Source organism: Pseudomonas sp. St316, from assembly GCF_018325905.1.
Classification (GTDB): domain Bacteria; phylum Pseudomonadota; class Gammaproteobacteria; order Pseudomonadales; family Pseudomonadaceae; genus Aquipseudomonas.
The window spans coordinates 5,291,184-5,306,477 of record NZ_AP021901.1; the positions used below are offsets into that span (position 1 = coordinate 5,291,184).

The window sequence follows — 15,294 nt, forward strand, 5'->3', positions numbered from 1 at the left end:
CAGCCCAGCGGGAGCAAGCTCCCTCGCCACAAAAGCGCTTTGGCCAGCAAACTGATCTGGAGTCGTCAGGCCGTCGCCGCCGCGCCCACCGGCATTACCTGCGCACTCATCCCGTCCTTCATCCGCTTGGCATCGCGCACAAAGCAGCGCGACGCCAGGAACAGAAACACCATGGTCAAGAGTAACGCCACTGGGATCAGGTACATCGCGTCGTGCAGGCCGATGGCCTTGAACGCTTCGGTCATCTGCGGGGCGTCTGCCGCTGCCATGGCCGTGCGCGCGAAGTAGTCGGACAAGCCGCCCACCACCACCGGACCCAAGCCGCCGCCGAGCAGATACAGCCCGGCAAAGTACAACGCCATTGCCGTGGCGCGCAGGCGCGGCTCCACCACGTCCTGGATCGCGGTGTAGACGCAGGTGTAAAAGTTATAGGCAAACAACCAACCGACGCTGAAAACCGCCACGAACACCCCGATTTCAATGCGCCCGGCATGCAGGGCCCACGCCGTGGTAACCGTCGAAATCGCCAGGCTGAACGTTGCAAACAGCAGGCGACCGTTGGGCACTCGTTGGTGGATCTTGTCCGCGACCCAGCCGCCCAGGGTGAGTCCGAACAATCCCGTCACGCCCACCATGATCCCGGTGGCCACCGCCGCATCGTGCAATGGCATCAGGAAATAGCGTTGCAGCATCGGCACCAGGAAGGAGTTGCAGGCATAAGTGGCGAAGTTGAAACACAACCCGGCCAGCACCAGCCACAGGAAAGTGGGAATCGCCAACACCCGACGGATCGGCCGGTCGATCTCTTCCTGGGACACCTGCACGGTTTCCGCCGCGCCGCGCTTGGGTTCCTTGATGAAGAACATGAACAACGCCAGCACCAAGCCTGGCACCGCGGCGATAAAAAACGGCGCGCGCCAGCTGTCGAAGGCCTTGACCATCGCGCCGATGGTGAAGAACGCCAGCAGCAACCCGATCGGCAGGCCCAGCATGAAGATGCCCATGGCCCGCGCCCGGCGATGGGCCGGGAACAGATCGCCAATCAGTGAATTGGCGGCCGGCGCATAACTCGCCTCGCCGATCCCGACGCCCATGCGCACCACCAGGAACGCCCAGAAACTGCCCACCAGGCCGTTGACCGCCGTCAGCGCGCTCCAGGCCGCCAGGCCCCAGCCCATCAACTTGCTGCGCGAACCGGTATCGGCCATGCGCCCCAATGGCAACCCGGCAATGGCGTAGACGAGGGTGAAGGCGGTGCCGATGATGCCGATCTGGAAGTCGCTGAGGCTCCACTCCATGCGGATCGGCTCGATGATGATCGCCGGGATGGTGCGGTCGAAGAAGTTGAACAGGTTGGCCAGGAACAACAGGAACAGAATGCGCCAGGCATTCGCCGCTTGGGTCGAGTTCTGCATGGGTCCGTCTCTTTTATTGTTATGGGGCATTAGCGCAATCTGAAATCTAGACAGCGGCGCACAGGCTGTCTCCAATCATTCGCAAGGCTGATACCCACCCATGGCGAGCGGCGCGTTTCTTGATGACGGTCAATTTCCTGTAACAATTGCCATCATTTAGCCCATTCTTGATTAAAGATCGTCTTCCAGTGGCCGATTCAACCTATCAGGAAAGAATCTCTCGAGCGGCGCCCAGGCCATAGCCCTGGACGCTCGGGCCGACCTTCGCGCCATCCAAGGACGCGAGCTCCCATCCGCGATGGTTCGATGACAGCGCTCGTCGAGCCAACCAGTTCAGGCATATGGCGCACAATGACTTCCAAAAAAACAGCCACTGCGGTATCCGATCTGACCCTGAGCCCGGCCGCCAACGGTCTTGAAGTCTCGAAACCCTCGAGCAGCTCGCGTCCCCTGTCGACTCAGCAGTATCTGTATTTCACCGAAACCAACACCGATCGGATCCTCGACAACCTCGATGGCTTGCGCGACGCGGTGTTCCCGCGACCGCCCCATCTGGTAGAGGACGAAAGCGACCGCGCCCAGCAGGAATTCCCGTCGGTGTGCCTGATCGGCCTGGGTCGCTGCGGCTCCAACATCGCCCTGGACGTGGCAGAGCTGGTGTACAACGCCCGCAAGTTCTACCTCAACGAATTCAACACCGAAGACAAAGGCTACGGCGACAAGGACTACAGCCCCGCGCAGTGGATTCGCAACAACCTGCGCCTGGGCACCAGCAAGGCCAGCAAACCGGTGTTCCTGGTGGAACCGCTGGTGATGCTCGGCGACCTGGACAAGGACATCGCCGGGCGCATCCGTTTCTCGCGCAAGGGCGAGAAAAGCGGCTTTTTGCGCGACTACAGCAAGATGAAGATCATGGACCTGTCGGAAGTCCACGCCGGTGGCGCCGGTAACGCGCCGATCCTGGGCCAGTACCTGGCCAAGATCATCCTGAACAAGGACACCCAGCGCTTCTCCAGCCCCGACTGGAAAATGATCCACTCGTACCTGATCGACAGCTGCGGCATCAAGGCCAACCAGTCGCGCCTGTACTTCTCGATCTTCAGTGCCGGCGGCGGTACCGGTTCGGGCATGGCCTCGGAGTTCGGCCTGGCCCAGCAATACTCGTACATGAACAAGACGTTCGACACCAAGCCGATGGACGAACACGACAGCAAGAGTGGTCATTCCTTCGTCTTCGAACCGATTTTCACCAGCGGCATCTGCGTGCTGCCGAACATTTCCGACCACCGCAGCGAAATGTCCGAAGCGTTGCACATCAACGCCGGTCGCCTGCTGTGCAAGTACCTGTCGGAAGAATGGGATTTCTCGTACAACTTCGACAACGAAGACAGCAGCGAAGCCAGCGTGATGGGGCGTATCCGTCCGTGGAACGCGATGATGCTGATCTCCAACGACATCATGCGCTACGCCGAAGAAAGCGATGACGGCAACATCCAGAACATTGATGTCAATGCCATGGAGAAGCACGCCAACCAGTACATTTCCCAGCAGATCTTCAACATCCTGACGGCCCAGGCGGTGACCACCGACTACGACCAGAACTATTTCCGTCGGGCCGGCATCGACATCGGCGAAACCATTCGCCTGGACGCCAACGACCTGTTCATGAGCCTGGCCGGCCCGGTAGCGATTGCCTACGCCGAGTCCGTGGTCCCGGAAACCCCGGCGCCAAGCGGCGACAAATTCAAGGTCTTCGAAAAAGAGCCGCCACGCCTGAACATCGATGACCTGTTCTTCCGCTCCATCGACCTGCCGCACTTCAACAAAGTCACCCAGGCCATCGAAGGCATCAGCCTGTTGCCGATCGAATCCAAGCGCTACCGCGCCTCGCTGGAGCAGTACAAGAACTCCGGCTACGACGCAGCGGCCCTGCATGACCTGCACTTCTTCAAGAACTGCTCGTCGGTGGTGTCCATCGTCTCCCTGCCCAAGGACTACAAGCTGTCCTATATGGACCTGAACCGGCTCAAGACCCACCTCAACAGCCTGTTCCCCAACACCACCCTCAAGCGTTACGCGTTGGTGATCGGCGCCTCGGCCAACCTGTCGCTCACCACCCTGATCGCCAAGAGCCCGTGCCTGTCGGATGACTTCCTGACCCTGATCGTGGCCTTCATCAAACGCTGCTTCGCCCGCACCCCGTACCGCTTCGACGACACCCTGGACAACTCGATCCTGGACTTCATCATCAATGAAGACTTCGACGAAGAACGGATCGACGACCTGCTCAACGAATTCGAAAACCCGGCGAAGATCCTCGACACCAACTGGTACGCGATCAAGCCGATGTACGAGAAGAAGTATCGCGAGCTGATCAACGACAAGGACAAGTTCGTCTCGATCAACGACATCCGCCTGTCCCGCGACTGCGTGAAAAAGGCCATCAAGTACCTGCGCGAGATTTACCGTCACCGCATTGGCAAGACCAAGGTTATTTCCCTTAATAACCATACTGGCAGGTCGTATTGAGGCCGGCGTAACACCGCGTTACCTCCAATCGCGAGCAAGCTCGCTCCCACAGGGTTTTGTGTACACAGAACCCCTGAGGGAGCGCGCTTGCTCGCGATAGCGGTCCTGAATCCTGCACCTTAACAATACCCAGAAACAATTGAGCAGCCCAAAGGCCGCTCCATCAACTGTTCCCGTTACGTATACGTCACCCTGCCCTGTGGCGTTTCGCCACGGCAAGACGCCATCACGCTACTCACCTACACACTTTTTCGCCCGCCCGAACACGAACCAACTTGGTGCACTGATCAATTCGACGCCCTTTCCTGAATCATAATCCAGGGCGAAACCACCACCGCCCAAAGCTGCGGATCGCGTTCCAGAAAATCCAGCGCCCGCGTTTCAGACAGCTTGGCGAGCTGGTCGGCGGCCAGCCAGGCAGCGACTTTGGTACCTTCGTCCTGGGCAACGGCCTCGGCGGCGGCGATCAAATCCAGTGCCGGATCGACCCACAATAGGGCACCCTTGGCAAAGAACGGCTCCAGCTCTTTCCAGGTGATGGATGCGGTTTCACCAAGCAGCTTGGCATAGAGGGTGCTAGGTTCTTGATTCATGGGACCTGTCCGGAAAAGAAATCGGCGCGAATGATAACGTCGGTGGTCTGGCAGAAAAACCCGGTAGCAATTGCAGTACCGATTGAAAAGCGCAGGAAAGCCAAGGATTGCCGAATATGACCGGACAAACCCCGCCGCCATTCTGTCTTTTTCTTTCAATTAAGCGACACCCTCAGGTTTTGCCCCCAAGCGCCAGCTTCCCTTGCCAACAATCGGCGCTCTACACTGTACCGGTACAGTTGCCGGGGGCATTTTCCGCGAGGGTATCCAAGATATCTGACCCGGTTCTGCTGCTACGGCGCCAGGACTATAAAAACTACAACAGCATGAGTGGAGCACTATGACTAAGGCTACTAAGCAGATTTCCAAACTGTTTGCCGCTATGGTTCTGGCCGGGGTTGCCAGCCATTCGTTCGCCGCCGACACCATCAAGATCGGCATCGCCGGCCCAAAGACCGGCCCTGTAGCCCAATACGGCGACATGCAGTTCAGCGGCGCGAAAATGGCCATCGAACAGATCAACGCCAAGGGCGGCGTCGACGGCAAGCAACTCGTCGCCGTTGAGTACGATGACGCCTGTGATCCAAAACAAGCGGTCGCGGTCGCGAACAAAGTCGTCAACGACGGCGTCAAGTTCGTGGTCGGCCACCTGTGCTCCAGCTCCACCCAGCCAGCTTCGGACATCTACGAAGACGAAGGCGTGATCATGATCACCCCGGCGGCTACCAGCCCGGACATCACCGCTCGCGGCTACAAAATGATCTTCCGCACCATCGGCCTGGACAGCGCCCAGGGCCCAGCGGCCGGCAACTACATCGCCGACCACGTCAAGCCGAAAATCGTTGCGGTCCTGCACGACAAGCAGCAGTACGGTGAAGGCATCGCCAGCGCCGTGAAGAAAACCCTCGAAGGCAAAGGCGTCAAGGTTGCCGTCTTCGAAGGCGTGAACGCCGGCGACAAGGACTTCTCCTCGATGATCGCCAAGCTCAAGCAAGCCAACGTCGACTTCGTCTACTACGGCGGCTACCACCCGGAGCTGGGCCTGATCCTGCGTCAATCCCAGGAAAAAGGCCTGAAGGCCAAGTTCATGGGTCCGGAAGGCGTGGGTAACGACTCCATCTCGCAAATCGCCAAGGACGCTTCCGAAGGCCTGCTGGTGACCCTGCCGAAATCCTTCGACCAGGATCCGGCCAACGTTGCCCTGGCTGACGCGTTCAAGGCCAAGAAAGAAGACCCGAGCGGTCCGTTCGTGTTCCCGTCCTACTCCGCTGTCCAGGTGATTGCCCAGGCCATCACCTCGGCCAAGAGCGAAGACGCAGGCAAAGTGGCTGAAGCCATCCATGCCGGCACCTTCAAGACCCCTACCGGTGACCTGAGCTTTGACGCGAAGGGCGACCTGAAGGACTTCAAGTTCGTGGTCTACGAGTGGCATTTCGGCAAACCTAAAACCGAAGCTTCGCCTCAGTAAGGCCTGGCCTGACTGACTGCCAATAAAGCCCACGGCGTGCCGTGGGCTTTGTTTTAAACGTATTGGGCCGCGCTGGCGTGATCCGCCAGTCTCCCCACCTGAAAATCTCAAAACCGTCATCAGCGGTTCGCTGGCAAACCTCGCGCTCGAAGTGGATGCAGATCCACGGGGCCGGGCGGGAAAATGACTCCACCAGTGAAATGCGTATCAGGTTTTTAGGAGCGCTGTAATGCCTGACATCTATCACTTCTTCCAGCAGCTGGTTAACGGCCTGACCGTTGGCAGCACGTATGCCCTGATCGCCATCGGCTATACGATGGTCTACGGCATCATTGGAATGATCAACTTCGCCCACGGCGAGGTATACATGATCGGCTCCTACGTGGCGTTCATCGCCATCGCCGGGCTGAGCATGATGGGACTCGACAGTGTCCCGCTGTTGATGACCGCGGCGTTCATCGCAAGCATCGTCGTCACCAGCTCCTATGGCTACAGCATCGAACGGATCGCCTACCGCCCCCTGCGCGGTAGCAACCGTCTGATCCCGCTGATTTCCGCCATCGGCATGTCGATCTTCCTGCAGAACACCGTACTGCTTTCGCAAGACTCCAAGGACAAATCCATACCCAACCTGATTCCGGGCAACTTTTCCATCGGGCCAGGCGGGGCACATGAAGTGCTGATTTCCTACATGCAAATCGTGGTGTTCGTGGTGACCCTGGTCGCCATGCTCGGCCTGACGCTGTTCATCTCCCGTTCCCGCCTGGGCCGCGCCTGCCGCGCCTGCGCCGAGGACATCAAGATGGCCAACCTGCTGGGCATCAACACCAACAACATCATCGCCCTGACGTTCGTCATCGGTGCGGCCCTGGCGGCCATCGCCGCGGTGCTGTTGAGCATGCAATACGGCGTGATCAACCCCAACGCCGGTTTCCTCGTCGGCCTGAAAGCCTTCACCGCCGCCGTACTGGGCGGCATCGGCAGCATTCCCGGCGCGATGCTCGGCGGGCTGGTGCTGGGCGTGGCGGAAGCCTTTGGCGCCGACATCTTCGGCGACCAGTACAAGGACGTCGTGGCATTCGGCTTGTTGGTTCTGGTTCTGTTATTCCGGCCGACCGGCATCCTGGGCCGCCCGGAGGTTGAGAAAGTATGACTAGGCATCTCAAATCGGCGCTCTTCAGCGCCCTGCTTGTCTGGGCCGTGGCCTACCCGGTACTGGGTCTTAAACTGACCATCGTCGGTATCAACCTGGAAGTGCACGGCACCAGCCCGGCCATCCTGGCGAGCATCGCCGTGTGTTCGCTGCTGATGTTCCTGCGGGTGCTGTTCAGCACGCAGATCAGCGCCATCTGGAAGTCGTCGCCCGGCCTGCCGGTGATCCCGGCCAAGGCCAGCAACTTCCTCACCCTGCCATCGACCCAGCGCTGGATCGTGCTGGGCCTGATCGTCGTGGCACTGGTCTGGCCGTTCTTCGGCTCTCGCGGCGCGGTGGACATCGCCACGCTGATCCTGATCTACGTGATGCTCGGCCTTGGCCTGAACATCGTGGTAGGCCTGGCCGGCCTGCTGGACCTGGGTTATGTCGGCTTCTACGCCGTCGGTGCCTACAGCTATGCGCTGCTGTCCCACTACTTCGGCCTGAGCTTCTGGATCTGCCTGCCGATCGCCGGGATGATGGCCGCCACCTTCGGTTTCCTGCTGGGGTTCCCGGTCCTGCGCTTGCGCGGTGACTACCTGGCCATCGTGACCTTGGGTTTTGGCGAGATCATCCGTCTGTTCCTGCGTAACCTGACCGACATCACCGGTGGCCCGAACGGTATCAGCAACATCGAGAAACCAACGTTCTTCGGCCTGACCTTCGAACGTAAAGCCGCCGAAGGCCTGCAGACCTTCCACGAGTACTTCGGCCTGGAATACAACTCGATCAACAAGGTGATCTTCCTCTACCTGGTTGCCCTGTTGCTGGCCCTGGCCGCGCTGTTCGTCATCAACCGCCTGCTGCGCATGCCGATCGGTCGCGCCTGGGAGGCATTGCGTGAAGACGAAATCGCCTGCCGCGCCCTGGGTCTGAACCCGACGATCATCAAGCTCTCGGCCTTCACCCTCGGTGCTGCGTTCGCCGGTTTTGCCGGTAGTTTCTTCGCCGCCCGCCAGGGCCTGGTGACGCCGGAATCCTTCACCTTCATCGAGTCGGCGATCATCCTCGCCATCGTGGTGCTGGGCGGGATGGGCTCGCAGCTGGGCGTGATCCTGGCCGCCATCGTGATGATCCTGCTGCCCGAAATGATGCGTGAATTCAGCGAATACCGCATGTTGATGTTCGGCGCCCTGATGGTGCTGATGATGATCTGGCGTCCTCAAGGTCTGCTGCCTATGCAACGCCCTCACATGGAGCTGCGCAAATGAGCCGCGAGATCCTCAAAGTCGAAAATCTAAGCATGCGCTTCGGCGGCTTGCTGGCGGTCAACGGCGTGGCCCTGACCGTGAAAGAAAAACAGGTCGTCGCCCTGATCGGGCCGAACGGCGCGGGCAAGACCACCGTGTTCAACTGCCTGACCGGCTTCTACCAGCCCACCGGCGGCACCATCGTGCTGGACGGCGAGCCGATCCAGGGCCTGCCCGGCCACCAGATCGCCCGCAAGGGTGTGGTACGCACCTTCCAGAACGTGCGGCTGTTCAAGGACATGACGGCGGTCGAAAACCTGCTGATCGCCCAGCATCGTCACCTGAACACCAACTTCTTTGCCGGCCTGTTCAAGACCCCGGCGTTCCGCAAAAGCGAACGCGAGGCCATGGAGTACGCCGAGTACTGGCTGGACAAGGTCAACCTCAAGGAGTTCGCCAACCGTACCGCCGGGACCCTGGCCTACGGTCAGCAACGACGCCTGGAAATCGCCCGCTGCATGATGACCCGTCCGCGGATCCTCATGCTCGACGAGCCGGCCGCCGGCCTGAACCCCAAGGAAACCGAAGACCTCAAAGCGCTGATTGGCGTGCTGCGCGAGGAGCACAACGTCACTGTGCTGCTGATCGAGCACGACATGAAACTGGTCATGAGCATTTCCGACCACATCGTCGTGATCAACCAGGGCACCCCCCTGGCCAACGGCTCGCCGGAACAGATCCGCGACAATCCTGAAGTGATCAAAGCCTACCTGGGGGAAGCGTAAATGCTGCAATTCGAAAACGTTTCCACCTTCTATGGCAAGATCCAGGCCTTGCACAGCGTCAACGTCGAAGTCCGCCAGGGCGAAATCGTCACGCTGATCGGTGCCAACGGCGCCGGCAAATCCACCCTGCTGATGACGCTCTGCGGTTCGCCCCAGGCCCACAGCGGCAGCATCCGCTACATGGGTGAGGAACTGGTGGGCCAGGACTCGTCACGGATCATGCGCAAGAGCATCGCGGTGGTGCCGGAAGGTCGTCGGGTCTTTGCCCGGCTGACCGTTGAAGAAAACCTCGCCATGGGCGGATTCTTCACTGACAAGGGCGACTATCAGGAACAAATGGACAAGGTCCTGCACCTTTTCCCACGCCTGAAAGAACGCTTTACCCAGCGCGGCGGCACCATGTCCGGCGGCGAACAGCAAATGCTCGCCATCGGCCGTGCGCTGATGAGCAAGCCCAAGCTGCTGCTGCTCGACGAGCCTTCCCTGGGACTGGCACCGATCATCATCCAGCAGATCTTCGACATCATCGAACAACTGCGCAAGGATGGCGTGACGGTGTTCCTGGTTGAGCAGAACGCCAACCAGGCGCTGAAAATCGCCGACCGGGCGTACGTCCTGGAGAACGGTCGCGTGGTGATGCAAGGCACCGGTGAAGCCCTGCTGACCGACCCGAAAGTACGCGAGGCGTACCTGGGCGGGTAAGCGGTTGCGAAAAACGAAAAACGGCCTTTGGGCCGTTTTTTTGTGGGAGCAAGGCTTGCCCGCGATGAAGGCGATGCGATCTTTCAGAAATCGAGGCGCCGGTTTCGCGAGCAAGCTTTGCTCCCACACAATCAACTCTCACCTCATTGGGTTTCGAGGGTAAATAAAAAAAATCGAGAACCCGCTGTAACACTTCCCCACGCTCCCTCTCTAGTTCAGCAGACCGGCGCTAACGCCGGTTCATTTCCCTGAGAAAACTGGAGAATCATCATGACTGCTTCGACCCGCACCCTGTCCGCCACCGCCCTGATCCTGGCCCTGGGTTCTGCCTTGAGCATGACAGCCGTCTCGACCGTCCACGCCGCCGACGACACCATGGAAAAATGCTTCGGCGTTGCCCTCAAAGGCAAGAACAACTGCGCCGCCGGTGCCGGCACCACCTGCGCCGGTACGGCAAAAATGGACTATCAGGGCAACGCCTGGAAATCGGTACCCAAAGGCACTTGCACCACGATGGAAAGCAAAACCTCCCCGACTGGTTTCGGCCAGCTCGAAGCGTTCAAAGCCAAGTCCTGATCGCATCTGCCTGAGACCCGCCACCATGTTGAATACCCCCTCCCTCGCCACTGATAACCGGCTGCCGCCAAGGGCCGGGTTGGGGCTCAAGAGCGAGCATTTTCGTGAGGTGCTCCAGACCCGACCGGATCTGGGCTTTTTCGAAGTGCACGCGGAAAACTACATGGTGGCCGGCGGGCCGCTTCATCACTTCCTGGGGCGGATACGCGAACAGTACCCGCTGTCGCTGCACGGCGTCGGCCTGTCGATCGGTGGGGAGGGGCCGCTGGATGTCGCACATTTGCAGCGCCTGGCCGCATTGATCGAACGCTATCAGCCCCAATCCTTTTCCGAACACCTGGCCTGGTCCAGCCACGGCCCGGTGTTCCTCAACGACCTGCTACCCCTGGCCTACGACGAAGCGACCCTGGACCGTGTCTGCGAACACGTCGACCAGGTGCAGTCCAGCCTCAAACGTACGCTGTTGCTGGAAAACCCGGCGACCTACCTGGCGTTCGAAGCCTCGACACTCGACGAGCCACACTTCATGAGCGAAGTCATTCGTCGCACCGGCTGCGGCCTGCTGCTGGATGTGAACAACGTCTACGTTTCGTGCGTCAACCACTGCCGCGATCCACTGGCCTACCTCGACGCCCTGCCGCTGCGAGCGACCGGCGAAATCCACCTGGCCGGCTTTGCCGAAGACACCGACAGCCTTGGCGAGCGCCTGTTGATAGACGACCACGGCGCGCCAATCGACAACGAAGTCTGGCAACTGTACCTCAAGGTTCTGGCGCAGACCGGGCCGGTAGCCACCTTGATCGAACGCGATAACCATATCCCCCCATGGGAGGTGCTGCTGGCCGAAGCGCGCCAGGCCGATCAACTTCTAAATGCCACGGGAACCCGGTCATGAGCGACCAGCGCACATTCGCCGCCGCCCTGCTCGACCCGCACAAGGCTTGCCCCCGGGGCTGCTCAGCGCTAACGGCGCCGACCCGCAGAGCCGCTTCGCGGTGTACCGCAACAACGTGCTCAGCTCATTGATCAATGCCCTGGCCGACAACTACCCAGTGGTGGCGCAACTGGTGGGCGAGGAATTTTTCCGAGGCATGGCTGGGGTCTACGTCCAGTCGGCGCCGCCGCGAAGCCCGCTAATGAGCGACTACGGGGATGATTTTGCCGGGTTCATCGAACGCTTCGAACCTGCCGCCTGCGTGCCGTACCTGGCAGATGTCGCCCGGCTGGAGCGACTGCACGTTCAAGCCTGGCATGCCGCCGACGCCGAGCCCATGGCCGGAGAACGGATCGTCGAGGCGCTGTCGTCCCCCACACAGACAACGCACCTGAAGATCGGTCTGCACCCGTCACTGCGGCTGCTGCAATCGTCCTTCGCCGTGGTGACGATCTGGGCCGCCCATCAGCACGAGACACCCGAGCCATTCGAGGCGTTTTCGGCGCAAAACGCCTTAGTGCTGCGCAATGGCCTCGACGTGCAAGTGTTCGCAATCAATCACGCGGCCCATGGGTTCATCAGCGCCCTGCAACAAGGTCTGTCCCTGGCCGCTGCCATTGAAGCCTCAATCGATCTCGACCTGGAACAGACCCTGGCCGGGCTCATTCGCCACAGCGCTATCACTCACCTCCTAGCTGAACAGGTATCCCCATGAACGCCCTGATTGCAGGTTCCATTCAATGGCTGGAAAAAATCCCCCACAGCCTGATCGCCTTCATCGCGCGATTCTCGATTGCCGCGGTGTTTTGGAAATCCGGCCAGACCAAAATCGAAGGCCTGGCCATCGACCTGTTCGAGGGCACCTTCCAGATCGGCCTGCCGCACCTGGCGGACTCGACCATTCCCCTGTTCAAAAGCGAATACGCCCTGCCGCTGCTGTCGCCGGAACTGGCCGCGCACCTGGCGGCGTCTGCCGAGCATGTGTTCCCGGTATTGATCCTGTTCGGCCTGGCAACACGTTTCTCGGCGATGGCCTTGCTGGGCATGACCGTGACCATCCAGCTGTTCGTCTACCCGGACGCTTACCCAACCCATGGCACCTGGGCGGCGGTATTGCTCTACTTGATGGCTCGTGGGCCGGGGGTGTTGTCCATCGATCACCTGATTGCCAAGCGCTACGCCCGCTGACTGAAATTGAAATTCTGCTGTGGGCAAATCTCCTGTGGGAGAGATTGAAAATCTCCTGTGTGCAAATCTCCTGTGGGAGCGAGCTTGCTCGCTATAGCGGTGGGTCAGCTTGCATGAATGCCGGATGTGCCACCGCCTTCGCGAGCAAGCTCGCTCCCCCAGGGGGTCTGGACAGGTCAAAAAATCCAAGCCACCCACAAGGGCTGTCCAATAGCTGGGCTATCGCTGAAGCCGATCCAACGCCTCGCCGCTGCGCTTGAACCAGTCAATCAAATAGTCAGCCAGCACCTGGGTGCGCTTGGGCAATCCCCCCTGGTACGGGTGCACCAGATACATCGGCATGCGCCGAGTCTGGTAGTCGCGCAGCAGCCAGTGCAGGCGTCCGTCGGCCAACGCCTCATGCAGCAGGTACGACGGCAGCCGGGCAATTCCGGCGCCGGCCAGGGCGGCTTTTTTCAACAGGCTGTAGTGATTACTGGCGAACGGCCCCGACACCCGGACCCGCAGCAGTTCGTGTCGCTGGTGGTAAAGCCATTCTTCCCGGCCGCTGTAGTGGCTGTTGAGTAAACAGCGGTGTTCGGCCAGGGCCTGGGGCGTTTCGGGTTCTCCATACTGCTCAAGGTAGGCAGGGCTGGCGCAGGTCATCTCGTGCCACGCCAACAATGGCCGGGCCACGAGCCGCTCATCGATGGCGGCGTCGGAACGGATCGCCAGGTCGAAACCATCGCGGGTCAGGTCACGGTAACCGTTGTTGAGCTCCAGTTCGATCTGCACGTCGGGATATGTGCCAGCGAACTCCATCAGCAAGCCTTCGAAGAAAGTTTCGCCCAACGAAACCGGAACCGTCATACGCACCGGTCCGGAAATATCGTCTTTCAAGCGGGCCAATGCCTGACGTGCCCTTTGCACCTGTACCAGCAGCGCCTGGGCCTGGGGCAGCAACGCCGCGCCTGCCGCCGTGAGGCTCAAGCGTCGTGTGGTGCGCTGTAGCAACACCACGCAAAACCGGCTCTCCAACAGGCTGATGCGCTTGGACAACTGGCCCTTGCTGCACCCCAATTGCTGGGCCGCCAAGGTGAAACTGCCCGCCTCCATCAACACGGCAAACGCCGCCAGGTCATCCATTTCGCTCATTGGATTGTTTCCAATTGAAAACCAAAGGTTGCCTATTAGCATGATTATCAATGGAAAGAACCCCTCTAGACTGAAAACTCGTTCAATCCACTGAGGAACAACTCATGAAAATCCTGTTGATCGGCGCCAACGGCACCATCGGTTCGGCCATTGATAAAGAACTGTCGCCACGCCACGAGATCGTGCGGATCGGCCGTCACAGCGGCGAACTGCAGGTGGATATCAGCGACAGCGCTTCAATCCGCGCGCTGTTCGCAAAGACCGGCCGCTTTGATGCCCTGGTGTGCGCCGCCGGTAACGTCACCTTTGCGCCCCTGGCCGACATGACCGAAGACAGCTTCGCCCTGGGCCTGAAAGACAAGCTGATGGGCCAGGTCAACCTGCTGCTGATCGGCCGCGAATTCGCCAACGACGGTGCGTCCTTCACCTTCACCACCGGCGTACTCAGCCACGATCCGATCAAGAGTGGTGCTTCGGCAGCCCTGGTCAACGGTGCCCTGGACAGTTTCGTGCGCGCCGCGGCAATCGAGTTGCCACGGGGCTTGCGGGTCAACTCGGTGAGCCCGAACGTGTTGCTTGAAGCCATGGATAAATACGCGCCTTATTTCCGCGGCTTCAAACCCGTTCCCGCAGTGGATGTAGCATTGGCCTACGCCAAGAGCGTCGAAGGCCTGCAAACCGGTCAGATCTTTCACGTGGGCTAACCGATCACCTACCCATGTAGGAGCTGTCGAAGGCTGCGATCTTTTGATTTTGATCTTTCGCTCGATACGCAATTTCCCGGGAAAAGATCGCAGCCTCGTTGCACTCGACAGCTCCTACACGACTTCTACACAGCGCCTACGGGTTGTGATGTGGGATCAGTCTGAGTAACGTGGCGGCACTTGTCTGGAGACCCAATGATGCGTGCCGCTCGCTCCCTGCTGTTTGTCGCCCTCCTGCCGCTGTTCACCGGCTGCCAACTGCTCGACGCCCCACGTCAGAGCGCCTCCCACGCCGGCCAGACGCGCATGCAGGGCGAACTCACGGCGGCCGATGGCAAGCTGGTGTTCCAGCCATGCCAGGAACAGCGTCGCTACATCATCAACGATAGCGGTGGCACCAGTGTGCTGCAGCAGGCCGCCAGTCTGGCCGATGACCAGGGCAAGCTGTTTGCCGATGTGCGCGGCCGTATCGTCTCCAGCACAGCGGCCGGCACCGACAGCCAATTGGATCTGGAACAGTTGTATCGCCTGGAGCGCTCGGGAACGGCTTGCGAAGACGTTGACTTCAAACGAATGATCCTGCGCGCTGCGGGACACAGCCCTGAATGGACGCTCAAGGCCAGTGGCAAGGGCCTGGTGCTGGACCGCGAAGGTCAGCCGTCGTTGGCGGTGCCTTACGTCGAGGAACAATTGGGCGATGGCCGCTTCAACCTGGGCACCGAGGCCAATGGCCAGAAAGTCGAGCTCTGGGTCACACCTGCGCGGTGTATCGACAGCGTCAGCGGCAGCATGCAACACATGAGCGCCGAGTTGCGGGTCAACGGCCAGGTCCAGCGTGGCTGCGCCTACTTCGGTGGCGCGCGCGACGACTGATTCACAGC

14 protein-coding genes and 1 pseudogene are annotated in these 15,294 nt (G+C 60.3%); 12 read left to right on the forward strand and 3 right to left on the reverse strand.

The window, feature by feature from the left end; all coding sequences use genetic code 11:
* Positions 1-65 precede the first annotated feature (65 nt).
* Positions 66-1,415: a spinster family MFS transporter gene (locus tag KI237_RS23605; protein ID WP_212797283.1), complete on the reverse strand. Its 1,350-nt coding sequence runs from the start codon at positions 1,413-1,415 to the stop codon at positions 66-68.
* A 351-nt stretch (positions 1,416-1,766) separates the two neighbouring features.
* On the opposite strand from KI237_RS23605, the gene KI237_RS23610 reads away from it, so the two are divergent.
* Positions 1,767-3,944, forward strand: coding sequence for a hypothetical protein (locus KI237_RS23610; RefSeq protein WP_212797284.1), 2,178 nt, complete (start codon positions 1,767-1,769; stop codon positions 3,942-3,944).
* Positions 3,945-4,231: 287 nt separating this feature from the next.
* Here KI237_RS23610 and KI237_RS23615 read toward each other — a convergent pair whose 3' ends face one another.
* On the reverse strand, positions 4,232-4,537 hold the full coding sequence (locus KI237_RS23615; RefSeq protein WP_053119051.1) for a DUF2288 domain-containing protein: 306 nt from the start codon (positions 4,535-4,537) through the stop codon (positions 4,232-4,234).
* 340 nt (positions 4,538-4,877) lie between these two features.
* On the opposite strand from KI237_RS23615, the gene KI237_RS23620 reads away from it, so the two are divergent.
* From KI237_RS23620 to KI237_RS23660, 9 genes and pseudogenes are all read left to right on the forward strand, one after another.
* Entirely contained in the window at positions 4,878-6,005 is a 1,128-nt protein-coding gene (locus KI237_RS23620) for a branched-chain amino acid ABC transporter substrate-binding protein (RefSeq protein WP_212797285.1), read from the forward strand.
* A 229-nt stretch (positions 6,006-6,234) separates the two neighbouring features.
* The gene (gene livH / locus KI237_RS23625) at positions 6,235-7,158 is read left to right on the forward strand and encodes a high-affinity branched-chain amino acid ABC transporter permease LivH (RefSeq protein WP_212797286.1); all 924 of its coding nucleotides are present in this window, start codon (positions 6,235-6,237) and stop codon (positions 7,156-7,158) included.
* On the forward strand, positions 7,155-8,411 hold the full coding sequence (locus KI237_RS23630) for a high-affinity branched-chain amino acid ABC transporter permease LivM (RefSeq protein WP_212797287.1): 1,257 nt from the start codon (positions 7,155-7,157) through the stop codon (positions 8,409-8,411). The genes livH and KI237_RS23630 overlap by 4 nt, the downstream gene beginning before the upstream one ends.
* Positions 8,408-9,175, forward strand: coding sequence for a high-affinity branched-chain amino acid ABC transporter ATP-binding protein LivG (gene livG / locus KI237_RS23635; protein ID WP_057448896.1), 768 nt, complete (start codon positions 8,408-8,410; stop codon positions 9,173-9,175). The genes KI237_RS23630 and livG overlap by 4 nt, the downstream gene beginning before the upstream one ends.
* Positions 9,176-9,877 (forward strand): ABC transporter ATP-binding protein, encoded by a 702-nt coding sequence (locus KI237_RS23640; protein WP_003198474.1) that lies wholly within the window; start codon positions 9,176-9,178, stop codon positions 9,875-9,877.
* A gap of 270 nt (positions 9,878-10,147) precedes the next feature.
* Positions 10,148-10,453: a BufA1 family periplasmic bufferin-type metallophore gene (locus tag KI237_RS23645; protein WP_212797288.1), complete on the forward strand. Its 306-nt coding sequence runs from the start codon at positions 10,148-10,150 to the stop codon at positions 10,451-10,453.
* A gap of 25 nt (positions 10,454-10,478) precedes the next feature.
* Positions 10,479-11,348 carry an MNIO family bufferin maturase gene (gene bufB, locus KI237_RS23650; protein WP_212797289.1) on the forward strand — a complete coding sequence of 290 codons (870 nt, stop codon included), beginning with the start codon at positions 10,479-10,481 and terminating at the stop codon, positions 11,346-11,348.
* Positions 11,345-12,102: pseudogene (locus tag KI237_RS23655) on the forward strand (HvfC/BufC N-terminal domain-containing protein). The gene bufB and the pseudogene KI237_RS23655 overlap by 4 nt, the downstream one beginning before the upstream one ends.
* Entirely contained in the window at positions 12,099-12,575 is a 477-nt protein-coding gene (locus KI237_RS23660; RefSeq protein ID WP_212797290.1) for a DoxX family protein, read from the forward strand. Before KI237_RS23655 ends, KI237_RS23660 begins: the two are co-directional and overlap by 4 nt.
* Positions 12,576-12,794: 219 nt before the next feature.
* On the opposite strand, the gene KI237_RS23665 is transcribed toward KI237_RS23660, so the two are convergent.
* Positions 12,795-13,709 (reverse strand): LysR family transcriptional regulator, encoded by a 915-nt coding sequence (locus tag KI237_RS23665; RefSeq protein ID WP_212797291.1) that lies wholly within the window; start codon positions 13,707-13,709, stop codon positions 12,795-12,797.
* Between the two features lie 104 nt (positions 13,710-13,813).
* On the opposite strand from KI237_RS23665, the gene KI237_RS23670 reads away from it, so the two are divergent.
* The gene (locus tag KI237_RS23670) at positions 13,814-14,413 is read left to right on the forward strand and encodes a short chain dehydrogenase (RefSeq protein ID WP_212797292.1); all 600 of its coding nucleotides are present in this window, start codon (positions 13,814-13,816) and stop codon (positions 14,411-14,413) included.
* A 198-nt stretch (positions 14,414-14,611) separates the two neighbouring features.
* Entirely contained in the window at positions 14,612-15,286 is a 675-nt protein-coding gene (locus tag KI237_RS23675) for a COG3650 family protein (protein WP_212800686.1), read from the forward strand.
* Positions 15,287-15,294 lie beyond the last annotated feature (8 nt).

What these genes read in the sequence shown, in the direction of transcription:
- bufB (WP_212797289.1), top strand. Translation starts at nt 10,479, where the DNA reads ATGTTGAATACCCCCTCCCTCGCCACTGATAACCGGCTGCCGCCAAGG.
- KI237_RS23615 (WP_053119051.1), bottom strand. Translation starts at nt 4,537, where the DNA reads ATGAATCAAGAACCTAGCACCCTCTATGCCAAGCTGCTTGGTGAAACC.
- KI237_RS23670 (WP_212797292.1), top strand. Translation starts at nt 13,814, where the DNA reads ATGAAAATCCTGTTGATCGGCGCCAACGGCACCATCGGTTCGGCCATT.
- KI237_RS23660 (WP_212797290.1), top strand. Translation starts at nt 12,099, where the DNA reads ATGAACGCCCTGATTGCAGGTTCCATTCAATGGCTGGAAAAAATCCCC.
- KI237_RS23620 (WP_212797285.1), top strand. Translation starts at nt 4,878, where the DNA reads ATGACTAAGGCTACTAAGCAGATTTCCAAACTGTTTGCCGCTATGGTT.
- KI237_RS23630 (WP_212797287.1), top strand. Translation starts at nt 7,155, where the DNA reads ATGACTAGGCATCTCAAATCGGCGCTCTTCAGCGCCCTGCTTGTCTGG.
- KI237_RS23640 (WP_003198474.1), top strand. Translation starts at nt 9,176, where the DNA reads ATGCTGCAATTCGAAAACGTTTCCACCTTCTATGGCAAGATCCAGGCC.
- livH (WP_212797286.1), top strand. Translation starts at nt 6,235, where the DNA reads ATGCCTGACATCTATCACTTCTTCCAGCAGCTGGTTAACGGCCTGACC.
- KI237_RS23675 (WP_212800686.1), top strand. Translation starts at nt 14,612, where the DNA reads ATGCGTGCCGCTCGCTCCCTGCTGTTTGTCGCCCTCCTGCCGCTGTTC.
- KI237_RS23665 (WP_212797291.1), bottom strand. Translation starts at nt 13,709, where the DNA reads ATGAGCGAAATGGATGACCTGGCGGCGTTTGCCGTGTTGATGGAGGCG.
- livG (WP_057448896.1), top strand. Translation starts at nt 8,408, where the DNA reads ATGAGCCGCGAGATCCTCAAAGTCGAAAATCTAAGCATGCGCTTCGGC.
- KI237_RS23645 (WP_212797288.1), top strand. Translation starts at nt 10,148, where the DNA reads ATGACTGCTTCGACCCGCACCCTGTCCGCCACCGCCCTGATCCTGGCC.
- KI237_RS23610 (WP_212797284.1), top strand. Translation starts at nt 1,767, where the DNA reads ATGACTTCCAAAAAAACAGCCACTGCGGTATCCGATCTGACCCTGAGC.
- KI237_RS23605 (WP_212797283.1), bottom strand. Translation starts at nt 1,415, where the DNA reads ATGCAGAACTCGACCCAAGCGGCGAATGCCTGGCGCATTCTGTTCCTG.